This window comes from Acinetobacter pengchengensis, assembly GCF_982235305.1.
This window is the reverse complement of the sequence record NZ_CEVATJ010000001.1, coordinates 288799-306671: the sequence shown is the minus strand read 5'-3', so window position 1 is coordinate 306671 and position 17873 is coordinate 288799. Positions and strand designations below refer to the sequence as shown.

Here is a 17873-nt window from a genome sequence, read left to right as displayed (position 1 = left end):
TACCTGTATCGAGTTATGCCTGTAGGCGAATTAAGTTACGACCTTGCATATCTGCAGGCACTGGCAATTGCATCAAATTCAATAAAGTTGGTGCAACATCTGCCAACACGCCACCTTCTAAAATGGTGGCCTGCGTTGGACCTACATAAATGAATGGCACCAATTCAGTGGTGTGCTGAGTATGTACCTGACCGCTGTCATAGTCCTGCATTTGCTCGACATTACCATGGTCAGCGGTAATAATCATGTGACCTTGTTTCGACATCACCGCTTCATAAACGCGACCTAAGCAGGTATCTACCGCTTCAACTGCTTTGACTGCTGCATCAAACACACCAGTATGACCGACCATATCACCATTGGCATAGTTCACCACCAAAAAGTCATATTCACCTGAATTAATAGCTGCAACCAGTTCATCGGTCACTTCATAAGCGCTCATTTCAGGTTTTAAGTCATAGGTTGCTACGTTTGGTGATGGAATCAAGATGCGTTTTTCACCCGGAAATTCATCTTCACGGCCGCCACTAAAGAAGAACGTCACGTGTGCATATTTTTCAGTTTCGGCAATACGCAATTGCGTTTTGCCCAAGTCTGATAAATATTCACCAATGGAGTTTTTCAAATCTTCTGGCATATATGCCACTGGCGCAGCAATGCTAGCTTGATAACGGGTCAGCATCACAAATTTAGACAATTGCGGCACAACTTTACGTTCAAAACCAGCAAAGTCTTGTTCCACAAAAGCTTTGGTCAATTCACGCGCACGGTCAGCACGGAAGTTCATAAACACCACGCTATCGCCATCCTGAATTTTGGCAATTTCACCAATACGGGTGGCTTTAACAAACTCATCGCTTTCATCTGCTGCATAAGCCGCTGCCAAGCCCTCTACCGCAGTTGCAGCAGTACGTATTGCCTCACCTTCGGTAAGCAAACGATACGCTTGTTCTACACGATCCCAACGGTTGTCACGATCCATCGCATAGTAACGACCAATCATGCTGGTAATGCGCCCCTGATTTGGATATTGTGCAAATAATGCGTCCAGTTTTTCCAAAGAAGGCTGCGCGCTTTTTGGTGGCGTATCACGGCCATCTAAAAAGGCATGTAAATAAACTTTTGCACCGCGTTTTAATGCCAATTCTGCCATCGCCACGATATGATCTTCATGTGAATGCACACCACCTTCAGACAATAAACCAAGCAGATGCACTGCACCGTTAGCTGCTTTGGCTTTTTCTACCGCATCGACTAACACTTCATGTTCAAAGAAAGCGCCTGTACGAATGTCTTTGGTAATACGGGTAAAGTCTTGGTACAGGACACGTCCTGCACCTAAGTTCATGTGACCGACTTCAGAGTTGCCCATTTGACCATCTGGCAAGCCAACATCTTCACCTGAACCAGAGATCAAACCATGCGGATGCTTTTCCTGCATAGCAGTCAAATTTGGTCGTTTCGCTGCTAAAAACGCGTTGTCTTCGACCGCTTCGCGATGACCCACACCATCCATAATCACCAATACGTGAGGGATTTTGCCAGCAGTTGCATCCGCCATAATCAATACTCTTTTTCGTCTACAAATTAATCATGCTATCTTAACGAATTTTGCGTCAAGACTCTATGTTCAGAAGATGGTTTCCGCCACTGATTCAGATAGGTTTACTCAATCACACGGAAAAAGCAGCAGCATCGGCCCGCACTTAACGCGCACGATGCAGTAAATAACCGCCGATGACAAACATCAGAATAATAGGGATAAACACGAACCACGCAGGCGATGGTGCATAGACCAAGCTGGCATAGCCCAAGAAATCTTGCAAATAAAAGAAGGTTAAGCCGACAAATAAGGCAATCACCAACCGAAAACCCATAGATTGTTGGCGCAACGGCCCAAAAATAAAGGAGCAAGCAATCACCACCAAAGCAATCAGAGCAAAGGGCGCACCAAGTTTTTGCCAGAACGCCAGTTGGTAAGTTTTTGGCACTTGGCTGTATTCATGCATATAACTCATGAAACTGATCAATTGACTTGGGGATAGGTCTTCAGGGTCAATAGTGACCATGTGCACATATTTCGGTTGCAATGCTAAAGCCAGTGCTTGCTGGCTATTTTTGGCTAAAGTAGCGTTACCCGCCTGCAAAATATCCATCTGTTCAGTTTGATTGAGCAACCAACTGCCATCTTTAACAAACCGCCCCTGATCTGCAGACAATGTGCCACGCAAGCGATAATGATCATCAAAATCGACCACTTGCACATTTTTAAGCTGACCTTGGGCATTGGCATAGTCAATATAAATAAAACGATTACCTTCACGTGACCAATAGCCACGGACTTCGCCCAACTCCGCTACGCTTCGATGACTTTTAACACTTTTGGCTTGTTCGTTAGTATACGGTATCACCCACTCACTGAGTACAAACGACAGAACGACCAGCACCAAAGCGGAACGAATGACCCATCCCACAATACGCCACAGACTGATTCCTGCTGAACGCATCACGATCAATTCACTGTTAGAGGCTAACGCACCCAAACCCAACACGGCACCAATCAAGGCAGAAATAGGCAAAATTTCATAGAGATAATTTGGCGCACCCCACAATACATACAGCAATGCCTGCCATGCACTATAGTTTTCATTGAGTGAACCTAGTTCGCCCAAATAGGTAAATAACACCTGCAAACCCGATAAAATTGCGGTGGCACCAAACATAGCCAGTGCAGTGGTCTTAGTAACGTGTTTTGCAACTATACGACGTGCCAACATCTTAAGACCTCACTCGCTGAATTTGCTGCTTAATTTTAGGTGCCAATTTTTGTTTACGTGAGAACAAGGCTGCGGCAATGGTATAGACCAACAACACCAATGGATAAGCAAGCATACCCATTTCTTGTTTGCTGATACGAGTTTTAACAGCCATGAGCGCCACAATCAAACTGGCGAAAATTAACAAAGCAGGAAACAGTTTTAAATAACGTCCCTGACGCGGACTAACTTCTGACAATGCTACGGCTAAAAATAACGCCACCACAATCGCAAAAGGCACAAAAATACGCCATCCGAGTTCACTTGCGACTACAGGGTCTGCACGGTTTTTCCAAAGTTGCGAGGTAGTTAAGGCTTCTACTTCGGCACTTTCAAATTTTGCTTCTTTGTCATTTTCTAAACGTAAACGATAACTTTGGAATTCTGCCTGTGAATACTTGGCTGTGCCTGGAAATATTTCATAACGGCGCCCTCCAACCAAATCCACCACATTGGCAGGATCATTTTCCAATTCTACCCGTGTCGCTTCTTTTGCCAGAATCATCACATCGGGACGACCTGCTTTTTCTGCACGTTGATAGAAGAAAATATCTTTCAGGTTTTTACGGTCTTCGGATAGATCACCCGCGTAAATGGTATATGGCCCTGAAGAAATAAATTCTTTGGGTCGCACCAAGTCAAAACCTGTACGTACCGCCTGACTGGTGGTCAGTGCTTCAAACTGACGCAGTCCCCACGGTGATGCCCACAGCATTAAAAAGCCTTGGACGATCAAAAATACTAGCGTCATTGGCACCAATAAACGTGCCAGTTGATGCCGACTCACGCCACTGCTGTTGAGCACTGCCATTTCGTGGTCGACATATAAACGACCAAATACCAGCATCAAACCAATAAAGAAACCCAAAGGTAAGATCAGCGTCAAAAATTCAGGCAAGCGATAGCCAATGATGCTGAATAAAATACTCGCATCCAAACGCCCTTGTGCCGCCACGCCAAAATACTTGATCAAGCGACCACCCATCATGATCAAAGTCAGTAAGGCAATCACAACCAAGGATGTCGACACAACTTGCTTGACCAAATAACGCCGAATAATCAAATTATTTCTTCCAAAATGTGAGGGAATCCAATTCGCGTTAGTTTACCTGAATGTTGAAAATATAAAACCTATCGCCTTGTTATACATTGAAACTCGACGCATAAAAATGTTTCAATGGTTGCATAGTTTGCACATTTAGATAGGCATAAAATCCAGTGATTAAATTTAGCTTAAGTCCATCATTCCAAGAACACAGCGCGAGTGAATCTTTGTCAATTTTAGTGGCTGCAGAACACGTAGCACAAGCAACTGCTGCTTATCAAATCAAAGATTTAGACAGCATTATTCAAGCGACACAATTTAAAGCAGGCTTCAATGAAAGTTTAAGTTTGCTGGCTAGCGTTGCCGAATGTACCAATAGCAACCTGATCGGTTTGGGTAAAACTGAAGAATTACCAGCCGCAAAGCTGGCAAAAATTGCACAAAGCATTATCAAATCTTCACAAAAAAAATTTAAACAGATCAGCATTGACTTATCTGCCCTGCCTCGCGAGTTACATTATGTATTTGCACTCAGCTTGACCCAAGCAGCCTATGCTTTTGATGAATATAAAAGCAAAAAGAATGAGTTTCAGCTTGAACAAATCAACTTAATTGCCAAGGAAAGCTCACTTACTGCCGATCAGTTGCAGTTAATTGAAGCCATGCAATCAGGGCAAAACATGGCACGGGACCTGGGCAATCGTCCGGGCAATATTTGTTTCCCTGAATATTTGGCAGAACAAGCTCAAGCACTTGCGGCAGAATACCCAGATCTGCTCAAAGTCACCATTTTAGATGAAGCAGAAATGGCAGAATTGGGCATGGGTGCGTTCCTTGCAGTCAGTCAGGGTTCAGATCGTCCAGGGCGCATCATTAGCCTTGAATACCAAGCGCAGCGTGATGAAGCACCTGTGGTCTTAGTCGGTAAAGGTATTACTTTCGATACAGGGGGCATTTCACTCAAACCTGGCTTAGGCATGGATGAAATGAAATTTGATATGTGTGGTTCTGCTTCAGTCTTGGGCACCATGCGCGCACTGTGCGAAGCACGTTTACCAATTCATGTGGTCGGTACGATTGCTGCAGCAGAAAACATGCCTTCAGGCAAAGCCACTCGCCCAGGTGATATTGTGACCAGTATGAGCGGTCAAACCATCGAAATTTTAAATACCGATGCCGAAGGTCGTTTGGTGCTGTGCGATACCCTGACCTATGTGAAACGCTTCAACCCTGCTTTGGTGATTGATATTGCGACTTTAACAGGCGCTTGCGTGGTTGCATTGGGTTCGGTACTTACAGGCATGTTTACCCCAGATGACGAACTTGCGGCGGAATTGGACGCTGCAGGACACACCGCATTTGACCGTGTATGGCGCATGCCCGTGATTGATGATTATCAAGAACAACTGGATTCACCATTTGCCGATATTGGCAATATTGGTGGGCCTAAAGCAGGCTCAGTGACTGCAGCATGCTTCCTGCAACGCTTTACCCGTGACTACCGCTGGGCACACTTAGATATTGCAGGCACTGCATGGAATTCAGGTACCAATAAAGGTGCAACAGGTCGTCCTGTACCATTATTGATGCAGTTCCTCGCGCAACGTGCAAGCAATAATGGCTAAAGTCAGCTTTTATTTGTTTGAAAAAAGCCCTGAACGGCAGGTGGAAAGCACTTGCCGCTTATGCCGCAAAATTTTGCGGCAGCAGGCGCGCATTTGGCTGCATTGCCCTGACCCAGAGTTACAGCAAACATTGGACGAACGTCTGTGGAGTTTTGATGCCAGCAGTTTTATTCCGCATGGCATTAACCAAACACAGGCTAGCGTATGTATTTCTGCCGGATTACCGCAGCAATCGGATTGGATTGTGTTTAATTTTAACAGTCAGGCACTTGAAGCCTATGCTAAATTTAGTCACATTATTGAGATTATTGAAAATCACGAAGCAGCAAAAGTGCTTGGACGTGAAAAATTCAAACAATATCGACGTTTGGGCATAGAACCACAGACGTTTAAGCTTTAACTTTTAAAACTTTTTTAAAAATATAGCTCGAAATAAGGAGAGATGCGGTGACTTTAAATGTCGGCTCAGATTTTAAACAGCGCTGGTTAACTGCGCCTCAGGCTGTGCGCCAGACATTTATGGATGATCTGCATCGAATTTGTGAGGTCTTGCAACCTGAAACACAGCTACACCACTGGATTGCAGAAGATCAGCGTGCTCAGCAACAATCGCACGAAAAAATTGAACAAGCTTATGCCGAACTAAAAGCACGCTTGATTGAAGAAGCCCGCCAGCGTCGTCAGTTGGCCTTAGAGAAAAAACTGGAACAGCAGCGCGCGGAACAAGCCGCTTATGCTGCAAAGTTACAACAAGATGAAGCACAACGCTTTGCAGAACAAACTCAAGCACTTGAGCTGATGCGTCAAAGTCTGGATCAGGAAATTTCAAACTATACGGCGCGTTATGAGCAAAACCCTGAATTGCCTGGAGTGACTTTTAACCAAGCCGTAACAGCAGTAAGTGATGATAAAATTACTTCTGAACTTGAAAGTGTACGTTTGCGTTTAGAGCTAGAAGCCGAAACTCAAATTGAGCAGGCGGTCACGGTCTTCCGTGCGCGACTACATGCCGCAGCCCAAGAAGAAATTGACTATATTTTAAAAAATTCAAATTTTTCCAAAGAATAATTTTACTTTTACCCCCAATTCACCCAAAGTCTTAAATCAAGTGTCATCAAAATGAAATAATTTTGTCTCATGATAGTCATCCAGAAAAAGTTGAATTTTCAGCTTTTATCTCCTTTAATTACTTTTGTAATCGTGGGTTTCAAATGGATATCTTGACGAAAATTTCAGGCAAAATCGACCATCTTAATACGGGCGAACAGTGGAGTATTCGTGCTCAAGATTTATGGATCAGTCGTGCAGATTTCCAATCATTAAGCATGTACTTGTCTAAAGAAGCGGAAAAGGGTAAGTTTTCAATTCAAAGTAACGATACTTTTAGCCCGCGCTTGGGTGGCACAGAATTAATTGTCACCAAACACTAAAACTGAACCAGATCAAAAGTCCACACGGTGGGCTTTTTTTGTGGTCATCAATCCATTTTTTGAGTTATTGCTGTGTTTTAAGAATAAGAAAGTAAGAAAAAATGAGGAATTTAAATCCAATCACCCAACCAAGACAAAATATTACCCAAGCCATAACCTATTGCCATTAAAGAAAAAATCCACACGGCAGCACCTATCACATTATAAAAACTAAAGGTCGCCAAAGGCATGTGCCCTGACCCTGCCGCAAATGGTGCAAATGAACGTACAAACGGTATAAAACGCGCCATTAAAATGGTTTTGCCACCATGTTTCATAAAATAATGGTTAGTTTTTACAATATATTCAGGTTTAAAATAACGTGAATGTTGATGAAAATACTTCACGCCTAGAATTCGTCCAGTGTAATAGTTGACGCTATACCCCAAGACCGCCGCGACAAAAAGCAAAATACCCATATAGTGCAAGTGCACCACATCGGTGGTGGAACACAAGGCACCAATGGCGATCAGCAAACTATCGCCCGGTAAAAAGAACATGAACACGGAACCTGTTTCAGCAAAAATAATCAGAAACAAAATGGCATAAATCCACAGGCCATAATTATCAAGTAACAATGGCAGCCAGTGTTCCAAATTCATTAAAAAATCAATCATCTACATTAAACCAAAGGGGTGTTTATGATAAAAAAAACTATCTATATCGTAAGCGTCCGCTGAATCCCATACCTATTTTTTAATTCGATTTAGGTTTCCAGCAGTGCGGCAGCAATTCTTCAATTTGGGTCACTTTGTGTGTCGGTAACCTTTTCAGCACATCACTTAAATAGGCATACGGATCCAAGCCATTCAGCTTTGCTGACTGGATTAAAGTCATGATGTTTGCCGCTCGCTGACCACTGCGCAGCGAACCTGCAAACAGCCAGTTCTTGCGTCCCAACGCCCAGGGACGCATCTGATTCTCTACCCAATTGTTGCATATCGGTAGATTGCCATCATCCAGATAGCGGCTTAAGGCTGGCCAACGCTTCAGAGTGTAATTGATCGCCTTGGCGGTGGGAGAACTCGATGGCACTGTCAGATGATGTTGGTTGAGCCATTCATATAGTTGTTGCATCACCGGTTGGCTGTGCTGTTGTCGGTATTCGCGGCGGTGTTCTGCTGTACTATCGGTCTTTTTCCTGAGTTCTGCTTCTATCGCATACAGTTTCTGAATCAGCACCAATGCCTGTTCAGCGATCTGACTTTTCCCAGTCACATGTAGCTCATGGAATTTACGACGTGCATGCGCCATGCAGCCCACCTCAATGACATCGCCTGATTTAAAGCGTGCTTTATAACCACTGTAATCATCACAGACTAGATAGCCCTGCCAGCCTTTCAAGAACTCTTCTGCATGCTGGCCTGAACGACTATCCTGAAAGTCATAGATCACCGCTTGAACTGGATTGTACTGTGTGGTGGCATAGGCCCAGACATAACCTTTCTTCGGTTTTTTCTCATCATCACCCATCCGCATGATGGTGACCGGTGTTTCATCCGCATGCAGCACCTGCTGTTGTAGTACCACCTGTTTTAAGGCATTGGCCAGAGGTTCCAGTTCTACACCGCAGCGACCAATCCAGTCAGATAAAGTAGATCTGGACAGATCAATGCCCGCCCGCTGATAGATCAGGCGCTGACGGTACAGCGGCAAATGATCGGCATACTTCGATACCAACACATGGCTGAGCAATTCAGGTGAAGCAATGCCTTTATCAATCACATAGGCAGGCATCGCTTGCTGAGTCAGAGTGTCGCACTGATCACAGACCCATTTGCCACGGACATGCTGTTCCTTGTAGAACTGTGCCGGTCTGAAATGCAGTTTTTCACTGATATCTTCGCCGATACGACGTAACTGGCAGCCACAACTGCATTGGGTTGATGCAGGTTCATGCTCAATACGGATGGTGTGTAGATGATCGGGTAGCAGTCGACGTTTAGGTTTGTTGACTGTGGCTTTCTGTGTCGCTGCATCGGTTTTATCTGCATTTAATCGTTCTAATTCTAGATCAACAGCGGCAATATCTTCTTCGACCGCTTCATCCCAGAGATGGATTTGTTTTGCGGTGAGATGTTCGTTTTTACTGCCGAATTTGTGCTTTTTAAACAGCGCCAGTTCATGCTCGTATTTTTGGTTGAGAATAGAAAGATGTTGAACTTGAGCATCTAATTGCTGATTGGATACTTCAAGATGCTGAACTTTGGTATCTAATTGTTGGTTTGATTTTTCTAATTCTTGATTTGATTGTGCCAGAGACTGATGCTGCATTGCCAACTGTCTGGTAAATTCCAGCAGTTGTTCATGGGTCAGTTGGCTTAAATCAGGCAGCGTATTCATGACCGCAGTATGCCTGAGGTCATGACGCAGAGGAAATAGAACGTTTGGAGAATAGCAGAATGGAACAGTCTGGTTTAAAGCATCGTCACCACCTGCTGTCGTCCAATGCGCTGCCAGGGCAAACCTTGGATCAGTGCCTGTAACTGTTCCGGGCTGAGGGCCACGGTTTCACCTTGGTGAACCTGCGCCCAGTGGAATTTTCCCTGTTCCAGCCGCCGGGCACACAGCCAGATGCCCAATCCATCATGTACCAGTACTTTCATGCGATGGCCACGTTTATTACAGAACAGGTAAGCACAATGCGGTTTGATGTAGCCAAAGGCTCTCACCACCTGAGCCATGGTCGTATCCATCCCTGCTCGCATATCCAGAGGTTGGGTAGAAAGCCAGATTTCATCAATGCGGATCATGTTGCAAGTGCCTTGAGTAATTCTGCTAAAGCAGATATTTCTGATACTTGCCATTTCAAGCCAATTTCTGCTTTTGAGTGGGGTAAAGTAATTTGAACCGTTAACATGTCAGTAGGAGTAGGATCTAATGGTGCAGAGCAGGATAAGGCAATAAATGCAGGTTTATTCGGTAGTGGTGAGCGATCATTCCCAGGCTTACCATCAATTAAGCGAATCCATTTGGATACAAGATTTGTATTCAATCCATGTTGCAAAGCGACCGAAGCAATTGAAACGTCCGGTGCTTTACAAGCCTGAACGATCTGCTGTTTAAATTCAGCACTGTATGTTCTTCGTTTTTTCGCAAGAGATGCGATGGATGTCTGGTGATTTGTAGTCATAAATTTTAGTCCCCACTTGTTTTTAAGTGGGGACTAAATTAAGGCTTATAGGATGAATTCATAAGGTGTGTTCAGCGGACGCTTACTCTATATCTCCTTAATTATCCCTAAAAACAAAAAAACAGTCTAATTTTTCAATCAGACTGTTTAAATTTCATTCGGCTCAGTGCTTATTTTAAAAAGCCATTTTCAGCCAAGAATTCCATGCTAATTTTGGACTGCTGCGTTGTTTCTGCCGCTTTATCGCCCAAGAGCAAACGCTCAATATAACGCGCCAAGACATCCACTTCTAAGTTGACTTTGCTACCAACTTTCCATGTGCCAATATTGGTACGCTCTGCCGTGTGCGGAATTAAATTCAGACTAATGACACTACCGCGAAAATGGTTGATGGTCAGGCTGATGCCATCAACGGTCACCGAACCTTTTTCTGCCAGATATTTGGCAATTTCTGCGGGTGCTGTCACTTCATAATAAATGGAACGTGCATCTTCACGCACCAATGTAATTTCACCGACTGCATCAACATGCCCACTTACGATATGCCCACCAAAACGTGTGGTCGGCAGCATGGCTTTTTCAACATTCACAGGCTGACCCACTTTCCACATACCTAAAGTGGTACGGTTCAAACTTTCACGGGAAACATCTGCGGCATACCAGTTGTCGCCCCACTGAATCACAGTCAGGCAAATACCATTGGTGGCAATTGAATCCCCCAAATGTACATCAGACATATCCAAATCGGTCTGAATACGCAAACGTACATCACCGCCCACACTTTGCAGGCTTTCTACTTTACCTAAACTTTCAATAATGCCTGTAAACATAATCTTTTCTCTCATTCACTGAGGATTTGTGGATTTACCACAATGCCAATTGGGTACTCACGCCTGAGGTATCAACACCGCCCAATTCTGCAAAGTGGTAGAGTTGACCTAACAACTGGCGAATAGGTGGACCTGACTTGGCATGCGTATCAGTAATCACAATAAATTCAAGTACGCGCGCACGCTCCGACTGTCGCTGTTTACTCACGCGATAACGCGGAACATCTTGGGTCAATAACGTCACTCGACCGCGTTTTAAATTGGCTTGCAACAAGTCTGTGGCACTAATATTACCATCAGTAGAATAACTGGTTAGAATAAAACGTGCATTAATGGTGTCCAATAAGGTTTCATACGCCTCTTTGGCATGTTTGGATGAGTTGTATGGACTTGGACGTTCTTTGCGCCATGCACGGTCAATACCACTTTTAAATCCTTTGGTGTCTGGGGTTGGTAAATCGACCTGATCCCACAAGGTTAAGGCATTTAATACATGATAGTTGCTGCTATAAGCATGTTGATTATACGGTGGGTCTAAATAAGCCACATCCACCTCAAAACCACTCATTTGATTGGCAAGATGCTGTGCATCAACACACCACATTTCCGCAGCAAGTTTATTCGCTTCGCCAATGTCACAAAAACGACTTGGCGTGAGCCACAATAACGATTCGATTCGTTCGAGTGCAGTTTGGGTTTTGCCACCCCAACCGTGGTGGAAGCTTTTAAACACCCCACTGGTATTGCTAACAAAACTCGCAGAGTACAACAACGGCGCCAACAATGCCGACATCTCCACATCATCAATAGCACCCTGCGCTTGCCACGTGGCAATTTGCTGACGAATCGCATCTATGCGCATGCCGTTACGACGTTTAAAGAATAAACGGTCACGACTTGGGTCATAAATTTCGTCATTGCGCGGACACAAATTATGCGTCACCCAGCCTTTGACTTCAGGCAAACGGTTCAAATAATCAATGGCTTTTTGATAACCGCCTAATTCTTTAAACGCAGGCGCTTCGGTACAAGCCAAAATCGCATGGTTTAAGGCATGGCTGTACGGTTCCCAGTCATTGGCAATGACGCGATAACCATTTTGACGAGCCAAACGTGATACCACCCCTGAACCTGCAAAAAAATCGGCAAAAATTGGCGCACGACCATTTTTAGGATGCAGCGTTCCTGTCTGTTCAAGTGCTTCTAAAATCAGATGCAGTAAACGGCGTTTATTGCCCAAATAAGGCACTAACTGATGGAATAAATATTCATCAGTGGTGCGTGCCGCATGACGACGTTTATGATAAACCGTTGACTCTGAACTCATAGTGTCTCTTGAGAAGGAATTAACCTAAGGCGCACGTCATCACCCAATTGAGTGACATCGTAAAGTTTAAATCGGAGTTGCTCTGCCATCTGCTCAAATTCTGCATTAAACATGGTACGAGCCGAACGCCCTAACAATGTAGGTGCCACATAGCTGATCACTTCATCTACCCAACCTTCCTGTAAGAAAGCAGTCGATAAGGTTGCTCCCGCTTCAACCAATACATCATAAATTTGATGTTGCTGTACCAATTGGGCAAGTAAGGTTGCTAAAGGCTGTACCGCCAATTGTATCACGCCTAAGGCTGCCAACTCTGCACGATATGGTCCCATCACCATTACCGTTTCAGGCTGCTGCAAAATTTGTGCGCTCAAAGGCAAACGACCTTGGCGATCTAAAATAATCCGTTTGGGTTGTACTACGCTGTGAGTGTCATCTACACCCGCTAAGTGGCGTACATTAAGCAGACAGTCATCGGCCAGCACTGTGTCGATACCCGTTAATACTGCAGCAGAAATTGCCCGCCAATGCTGCACATCGGTACGTGCAGCTGTGCCAGTAATCCACTTGGATTCACCTGAAGCCATTGCCGTGCGACCATCCAAACTTGAAGCTACTTTTAAACGCACATAGGGCATGCCCGTAGCCATGGCTTTTAAAAAGCCTAAATTTAACTGACGCGCTTCAGCTTCTGCCACACCGACATCAACCTGAATACCAGCATCTTTTAAAATTTGAACGCCCTTACCTGCCACCAATGGATTTGGGTCTGGACATGCTACTACCACTTTGACCACGCCTGCATCGACCAACGCTTTGGCACAAGGTGGCGTGCGTCCATAGTGCGCACACGGCTCCAAAGTTACATACGCAGTTGCACCACGTGCCTGTTCGCCCGCCTGACGCAAAGCAAAAACTTCAGCATGCGGTTGTCCTGCACGCGGATGATGCCCTTCGCCCAATAATTGCGCATCTTTAACAATCACACAGCCTACATTTGGATTAGGTTTGGTGCTGTATTGCCCCAAACGTGCCAACTCAATAGCACGGCGCATCCAAAAAAGATCATCGGGAGGTAAATTGGAAGTGGATTCAGTCATATTCAGATGTTGTGTGCTTTTTGCTGACATGAAGATTTATTGCTCACGTAACTGCATTTGTTCAATTTGACGGCGAAACGCTTCCACATCCTGAAAGTCTTGATACACCGAAGCAAAACGCACATACGCCACGTGATCCAATGCAAATAAAGCCTGCATGACAATTTCACCAATGGTACGTGATTTCACATCACGCTCGCCCAAACGGCGAATTTGTAATTGAATGTCGCTGAGTACAGTTTCAATTTGCTCTTGGGTCACAGGACGTTTTTGCAAAGCATGCATCAGTGAACGGCGCAACTTGGCCTCATCGAAGGGTTCACTTTTCCCATCCGATTTAATCACACGTGGCATGACCACTTCATAACTTTCAAAAGTGGTGAAGCGTTCACCACAGCCAATACACTCACGACGTCGGCGAATTTGACAGCCTTCTGCCGCCAAACGTGAGTCAATCACTTTACTGTCTGCAGTGTTGCAAAATGGACAATGCATAGCGGTTTAATTGCACAAATTTGAATGAAAATGCAGTTTAGCAAAATTTCCATACTTTGTAGAGTTTTACGCAATATATAGAAGAAAAACAGCCCCGAAGGGCTGTTTTACACAATATATTGATTATGTGCTGTGTGGATTATTCTACACGTTCACCATGTTGGCTTAAGTCGAGTCCCATACGCTCATCTTCTGCAGCCACGCGAATACCAATGGTGAGATCAATTACTTTTAAGATGATGAAAGTCAGTACAGCTGAGTAAGCAATAGTCGCTAACACACCTTCAACTTGTACCCAAAGTTGGCTCATTAGGTTGCTTGGTGCAGCATCGCCCATAATAAACTCGCTGGCAAAGAAAGCCGTTAAAATTGCACCGACAATACCACCCACGCCATGAAGACCAAAGGCATCTAAAGAGTCATCGGCTTTCAGGGCGCGTTTTAAGGCAGTAATCCCCCAGAAACATACGACACCACCAATTAAACCCATCGCTAATGCACCACCGACAGTCACAAAGCCTGCTGCTGGTGTAATCACGACCAAACCTGCAATAGCACCCGATGCAGCACCTAATACAGAACCTTTACCACGTACCAGTTTTTCAACAACAAGCCATGCAATTGCTGCCGCAGCTGCTGCCACTTGAGTCACAACTAAGGCATAACCCGCTGCACCATTAGCGCCCAAAGCAGAACCACCGTTGAAACCAAACCAACCCACCCAGAGTAAACTTGCACCCAGTACAGTCAACGTCAAGTTATGTGGCGCCATAGATTCACGCCCTAAGCCCATACGTTTACCCAACATATAAGCAGCCACTAAACCTGCCACGCCTGAGTTAATGTGAACAACTGTACCGCCTGCAAAATCCAGTGCGCCATCATTGCCTAACCAGCCACCACCCCATACCCAGTGGGTAATTGGTGCATAGACTACGACCACCCAAATCGCAATAAAGGCAACAAAGGCACCAAACTTCATGCGTTCTGCAATTGAACCACTGATAATTGCTACAGTAATGATGGCAAAGGTCATTTGGAAAATCACAAATAGAATTTCAGGAATACTGCCACTGAGCGCATCTGTGCCAATGCCTGCCAACATCACTTTATCTAGGCTGCCAATAAAAGCATTGCCTTCACCAAAAGCCAAGCTATAGCCCACTACTACCCAGACAATACTGACCACGGCTGCAGCTACGAAACTGTAAGCCATAGTATTGAGTACGTTTTTCTTACGTACCATGCCACCATAAAACAGTGCCAAACCAGGAATGGTCATAAGTAAAACTAAAGCAGTCGAAACTAAAATCCAAGCGGTATCGCCTGTATCTAATACAGCTTCTGGTTCAGCCGCTTCGGTAGTGCTGATTTCTGCTACAGCTGCAACTTCTGGTTCATTTGTTGTTTCAATAGGAGATGTTTCGACAGTGGTAACTGCCACATCTGAAGTTGGAGTGGTGGCTGTTGCGGCTTCTTCAGCCCAAGCAACAGAACCACCAAGGAGTGCGCCCGATAGACTCAGCGCGAGTAGCATTTTTTTCATTTGTGTCCCCCGACCTTTGTTTTTGTGAGTTATTAAGTACTCAGCAAACTTCATGCCATCTTTTAAACAGCATCTGCACCCGTTTCACCTGTACGAATACGGATGACTTGTTCGAGGTTAGTTACAAAGATTTTGCCATCACCAATTTTGCCTGTACTAGCAACACGAGTGATTGACTCAATCACCGAATCGACCATTTCATCGATAATTGCGATTTCGATTTTAACTTTAGGCAAGAAGTCAACGACGTACTCGGCGCCACGATAAAGTTCGGTATGACCTTTTTGGCGACCAAAGCCTTTGACTTCTGTTACGGTGATCCCTTGAACACCAATTTCAGATAATGCTTCACGCACATCATCTAATTTAAAGGGTTTTACAATTGCAGTTACGAGCTTCATGTGTGTTTTCCTTCGGCTTAATTCACCAGTAAGGTTTTATGTTCAAATTCCATGCCAAAGTTCTAAGGTCGGGGGAAATTAGAAACCGTGACATGAGTTTTCTTTATACCTTATTTTATACATTTATATGGTTTTGATCTTCAAAAAATAGACATATTTACTAGAAGATTTACGATTTTACTCATCGAATAAATCCATATTTCGTTTGAAATGCTATAGTCTATTCAAGACCAGTGCTACACTGCTTCCATTTTCTCCATCTTTGTGGAAACAACAATGATTGAAACTTTATTACAAGCCATTTTGGAACAAATTGATCAGCCCAAAAAAGATTTAGAACATAATTTACGTGCTTTGCTTAATGAAGCGGTCACCAAAATGGATTTGGTCTCGCAAGATGAGCTAGACCGCCAACGTACTGCGCTCAATCATGCCAACTTACGTTTAAATGAATTGTTAAAACAGGTTGAAGCACTAGAACAGAAAATTCAACTCAAACAATAAGCACCAATTGAGTGCATCAACAAAAAAACCAAACATTATAAAAATAACGCACCAAAACGGATCATCATAAGCATGTCTTTTGCCAAAGTGTATACGCGGGGGCTTCTTGGCTTGCACGCCCCTGCAATTGAAGTTGAAGTCCATCTTAGTCAAGGTTTACCTTCTTTAACCATTGTCGGTCTAGCCGAAGCTGCCGTACGTGAGAGTAAAGATCGGGTACGCTCTGCCATTATTAATAGTGGTTTTCAATTTCCAACCAAACGTCTGACCATTAATTTAGCACCTGCCGACTTGCCCAAAGATGGTTCGCGTTTGGACTTAGCCATCGCCTTAGGTATTTTAATTGCATCGGGACAATTGCCCGAACAGAGCACTGAGGGTTTAGAATTTATTGGGGAATTGGCTTTAGATGGTCAACTACGCCCTACCACAGGCACACTCAGTATTGCGATTGCCTGCCAACAGGCACAGCATCATTTGGTTTTACCTGAACAAAATGCACAAGAAGCTGCACAATTGCCAGACTTTGAAGTCTTTGCCGCCACACATTTAAAACAAGTCTGCGAACATTTGGCACAAAACCAGCCTTTAGATAAAGTTATAGTGACTGCCCAACCACAGTTATCACACTCTGCATTTGATTTAGTCGATGTGAAAGGACAATTACGCCCACGACGTGCTTTGGAAATTGCGGCTGCAGGTGGACATTCATTACTGTTTAAAGGCCCACCGGGTACAGGTAAAACCTTATTGGCATCCAGACTTTCTAGTATTTTACCGCCATTAAATATGCAGGAAAATTTAGAGGTTGCCAGCATCTATTCTGTGGCGAACAGCCCGCATACTTTTGGACAGCGTCCTTTCCGTGCGCCACACCATACCGCTTCTGCTGTGGCATTGGTCGGTGGAGGCTCATATCCCAAACCTGGTGAAATTACCTTGGCACATTTAGGTGTTTTATTTTTAGATGAACTGCCTGAATTTGATAAAAAAGTTTTAGAAGTACTGCGCCAACCTTTAGAGTCCAAGGAAATTGTGATTTCCCGCGCCTCTCGGCAAATTACCTTCCCAGCCAACTTTCAACTGATTGCCGCCATGAATCCTTGTCCTTGTGGTTATGCTTTTAATCAGGATGTGCGCTGCCAATGTTCTGCAGAAAGTATTAAACGCTATCAAAACCGTATTTCAGGGCCTTTGCTAGATCGTATTGACTTGCATATTGATGTACCGCCCCTGCAAGCACATGAATTACAAAACACCCGACCTGTGGAAAATTCTGAAACCGTGCGAAGCCGTGTCATTCAAGCATATACACGACAATTGCAACGCCAAGAGTGTCTCAACATGGCACTCAGTCCCAAACAATTAGAGCAATTTGCAAGCTTAGATGATACTGCCCAAAATATTTTAGCCATTGCGCAACAGCGCTTGAATTTATCGGCACGTGCGTATCATAGGGTGTTACGAGTGGCGCGTACCATTGCAGATTTAGCCCAAAGTGAACAGATTCAAAGTCCACATTTGAGTGAAGCGCTGTCTTATCGTGGCCATGAAACCTGATTGAAAGTCTAAGATATGAAAA

Annotated in this window: 19 protein-coding genes; 6 read left to right on the top strand and 13 right to left on the bottom strand. The window is 44.4% G+C overall.

Features of this window, described 5'->3' with window-relative positions:
* Positions 1-13 precede the first annotated feature (13 nt).
* The 3 genes from gpmI to lptF all read right to left on the bottom strand — a co-directional run bounded on the left by gpmI (position 14) and on the right by lptF (position 3879).
* Positions 14-1561: a 2,3-bisphosphoglycerate-independent phosphoglycerate mutase gene (gene gpmI / locus AC0T5Z_RS01475; RefSeq protein ID WP_291340717.1), complete on the bottom strand. Its 1548-nt coding sequence runs from the start codon at positions 1559-1561 to the stop codon at positions 14-16.
* 145 nt (positions 1562-1706) lie between these two features.
* Complete coding sequence (lptG, locus tag AC0T5Z_RS01470; RefSeq protein WP_291340719.1) at positions 1707-2777, bottom strand: LPS export ABC transporter permease LptG; 1071 nt, start codon at positions 2775-2777, stop codon at positions 1707-1709.
* A 1-nt stretch (position 2778) separates the two neighbouring features.
* On the bottom strand, positions 2779-3879 hold the full coding sequence (gene lptF / locus AC0T5Z_RS01465) for an LPS export ABC transporter permease LptF (protein WP_435337129.1): 1101 nt from the start codon (positions 3877-3879) through the stop codon (positions 2779-2781).
* A 158-nt stretch (positions 3880-4037) separates the two neighbouring features.
* Here lptF and AC0T5Z_RS01460 point away from each other — a divergent pair, with 158 nt between their 5' ends.
* The 4 genes from AC0T5Z_RS01460 (at position 4038) to AC0T5Z_RS01445 (ending at position 6916) form a co-directional block, all read left to right on the top strand.
* A complete protein-coding gene (locus AC0T5Z_RS01460) occupies positions 4038-5486 on the top strand; it encodes a leucyl aminopeptidase (RefSeq protein WP_291340730.1) in 1449 nt (482 codons plus the stop codon).
* Complete coding sequence (locus tag AC0T5Z_RS01455; protein ID WP_291340722.1) at positions 5479-5886, top strand: DNA polymerase III subunit chi; 408 nt, start codon at positions 5479-5481, stop codon at positions 5884-5886. The genes AC0T5Z_RS01460 and AC0T5Z_RS01455 overlap by 8 nt, the downstream gene beginning before the upstream one ends.
* A 47-nt stretch (positions 5887-5933) precedes the next feature.
* Positions 5934-6554 (top strand): cell division protein BlhA, encoded by a 621-nt coding sequence (gene blhA / locus AC0T5Z_RS01450; RefSeq protein WP_291340724.1) that lies wholly within the window; start codon positions 5934-5936, stop codon positions 6552-6554.
* A gap of 143 nt (positions 6555-6697) precedes the next feature.
* On the top strand, positions 6698-6916 hold the full coding sequence (locus AC0T5Z_RS01445; protein ID WP_291340726.1) for a hypothetical protein: 219 nt from the start codon (positions 6698-6700) through the stop codon (positions 6914-6916).
* Between the two features lie 110 nt (positions 6917-7026).
* On the opposite strand, the gene AC0T5Z_RS01440 is transcribed toward AC0T5Z_RS01445, so the two are convergent.
* The 10 genes from AC0T5Z_RS01440 to glnK form a co-directional block, all read right to left on the bottom strand.
* Entirely contained in the window at positions 7027-7572 is a 546-nt protein-coding gene (locus AC0T5Z_RS01440) for a VTT domain-containing protein (RefSeq protein ID WP_291340728.1), read from the bottom strand.
* 79 nt (positions 7573-7651) lie between these two features.
* Positions 7652-9298 carry an IS66 family transposase gene (gene tnpC, locus AC0T5Z_RS01435; protein WP_473786258.1) on the bottom strand — a complete coding sequence of 549 codons (1647 nt, stop codon included), beginning with the start codon at positions 9296-9298 and terminating at the stop codon, positions 7652-7654.
* A 74-nt stretch (positions 9299-9372) separates the two neighbouring features.
* Positions 9373-9708 carry an IS66 family insertion sequence element accessory protein TnpB gene (tnpB, locus tag AC0T5Z_RS01430; protein ID WP_005265675.1) on the bottom strand — a complete coding sequence of 112 codons (336 nt, stop codon included), beginning with the start codon at positions 9706-9708 and terminating at the stop codon, positions 9373-9375.
* On the bottom strand, positions 9705-10088 hold the full coding sequence (gene tnpA / locus AC0T5Z_RS01425; RefSeq protein ID WP_004762545.1) for an IS66-like element accessory protein TnpA: 384 nt from the start codon (positions 10086-10088) through the stop codon (positions 9705-9707). The genes tnpB and tnpA overlap by 4 nt, the downstream gene beginning before the upstream one ends.
* A 170-nt stretch (positions 10089-10258) precedes the next feature.
* Positions 10259-10918, bottom strand: a complete 660-nt coding sequence (locus AC0T5Z_RS01420) for a riboflavin synthase (protein WP_435337549.1) — start codon at positions 10916-10918, stop codon at positions 10259-10261.
* 34 nt (positions 10919-10952) lie between these two features.
* Positions 10953-12245 (bottom strand): DNA adenine methylase, encoded by a 1293-nt coding sequence (locus AC0T5Z_RS01415; protein ID WP_291331354.1) that lies wholly within the window; start codon positions 12243-12245, stop codon positions 10953-10955.
* Positions 12242-13345: a bifunctional diaminohydroxyphosphoribosylaminopyrimidine deaminase/5-amino-6-(5-phosphoribosylamino)uracil reductase RibD gene (gene ribD, locus AC0T5Z_RS01410; RefSeq protein ID WP_435337564.1), complete on the bottom strand. Its 1104-nt coding sequence runs from the start codon at positions 13343-13345 to the stop codon at positions 12242-12244. The genes AC0T5Z_RS01415 and ribD overlap by 4 nt, the downstream gene beginning before the upstream one ends.
* 36 nt (positions 13346-13381) lie before the next feature.
* Positions 13382-13840 (bottom strand): transcriptional regulator NrdR, encoded by a 459-nt coding sequence (nrdR, locus tag AC0T5Z_RS01405; RefSeq protein ID WP_179991343.1) that lies wholly within the window; start codon positions 13838-13840, stop codon positions 13382-13384.
* Positions 13841-13979: 139 nt separating this feature from the next.
* Positions 13980-15386: an ammonium transporter gene (locus AC0T5Z_RS01400; protein WP_435337552.1), complete on the bottom strand. Its 1407-nt coding sequence runs from the start codon at positions 15384-15386 to the stop codon at positions 13980-13982.
* 62 nt (positions 15387-15448) lie between these two features.
* Positions 15449-15787, bottom strand: a complete 339-nt coding sequence (gene glnK, locus AC0T5Z_RS01395) for a P-II family nitrogen regulator (protein ID WP_291331347.1) — start codon at positions 15785-15787, stop codon at positions 15449-15451.
* Positions 15788-16063: 276 nt separating this feature from the next.
* Here glnK and AC0T5Z_RS01390 point away from each other — a divergent pair, with 276 nt between their 5' ends.
* Together AC0T5Z_RS01390 and AC0T5Z_RS01385 are read left to right on the top strand one after the other, a co-directional pair.
* A complete protein-coding gene (locus tag AC0T5Z_RS01390) occupies positions 16064-16291 on the top strand; it encodes an accessory factor UbiK family protein (protein WP_435337553.1) in 228 nt (75 codons plus the stop codon).
* Between the two features lie 72 nt (positions 16292-16363).
* A complete protein-coding gene (locus AC0T5Z_RS01385; protein ID WP_435337554.1) occupies positions 16364-17851 on the top strand; it encodes a YifB family Mg chelatase-like AAA ATPase in 1488 nt (495 codons plus the stop codon).
* Positions 17852-17873 lie beyond the last annotated feature (22 nt).

Coding starts and splice junctions, on each gene's coding strand:
- gpmI (WP_291340717.1), bottom strand. CDS start 1,561: ATGGCGGATGCAACTGCTGGCAAAATCCCTCACGTATTGGTGATTATG.
- lptG (WP_291340719.1), bottom strand. CDS start 2,777: ATGTTGGCACGTCGTATAGTTGCAAAACACGTTACTAAGACCACTGCA.
- AC0T5Z_RS01455 (WP_291340722.1), top strand. CDS start 5,479: ATGGCTAAAGTCAGCTTTTATTTGTTTGAAAAAAGCCCTGAACGGCAG.
- AC0T5Z_RS01445 (WP_291340726.1), top strand. CDS start 6,698: ATGGATATCTTGACGAAAATTTCAGGCAAAATCGACCATCTTAATACG.
- AC0T5Z_RS01440 (WP_291340728.1), bottom strand. CDS start 7,572: ATGATTGATTTTTTAATGAATTTGGAACACTGGCTGCCATTGTTACTT.
- tnpC (WP_473786258.1), bottom strand. CDS start 9,298: ATGAATACGCTGCCTGATTTAAGCCAACTGACCCATGAACAACTGCTG.
- tnpB (WP_005265675.1), bottom strand. CDS start 9,708: ATGATCCGCATTGATGAAATCTGGCTTTCTACCCAACCTCTGGATATG.
- tnpA (WP_004762545.1), bottom strand. CDS start 10,088: ATGACTACAAATCACCAGACATCCATCGCATCTCTTGCGAAAAAACGA.
- AC0T5Z_RS01420 (WP_435337549.1), bottom strand. CDS start 10,918: ATGTTTACAGGCATTATTGAAAGTTTAGGTAAAGTAGAAAGCCTGCAA.
- AC0T5Z_RS01415 (WP_291331354.1), bottom strand. CDS start 12,245: ATGAGTTCAGAGTCAACGGTTTATCATAAACGTCGTCATGCGGCACGC.
- ribD (WP_435337564.1), bottom strand. CDS start 13,345: ATGACTGAATCCACTTCCAATTTACCTCCCGATGATCTTTTTTGGATG.
- nrdR (WP_179991343.1), bottom strand. CDS start 13,840: ATGCATTGTCCATTTTGCAACACTGCAGACAGTAAAGTGATTGACTCA.
- AC0T5Z_RS01400 (WP_435337552.1), bottom strand. CDS start 15,386: ATGAAAAAAATGCTACTCGCGCTGAGTCTATCGGGCGCACTCCTTGGT.
- glnK (WP_291331347.1), bottom strand. CDS start 15,787: ATGAAGCTCGTAACTGCAATTGTAAAACCCTTTAAATTAGATGATGTG.
- AC0T5Z_RS01390 (WP_435337553.1), top strand. CDS start 16,064: ATGATTGAAACTTTATTACAAGCCATTTTGGAACAAATTGATCAGCCC.
- AC0T5Z_RS01385 (WP_435337554.1), top strand. CDS start 16,364: ATGTCTTTTGCCAAAGTGTATACGCGGGGGCTTCTTGGCTTGCACGCC.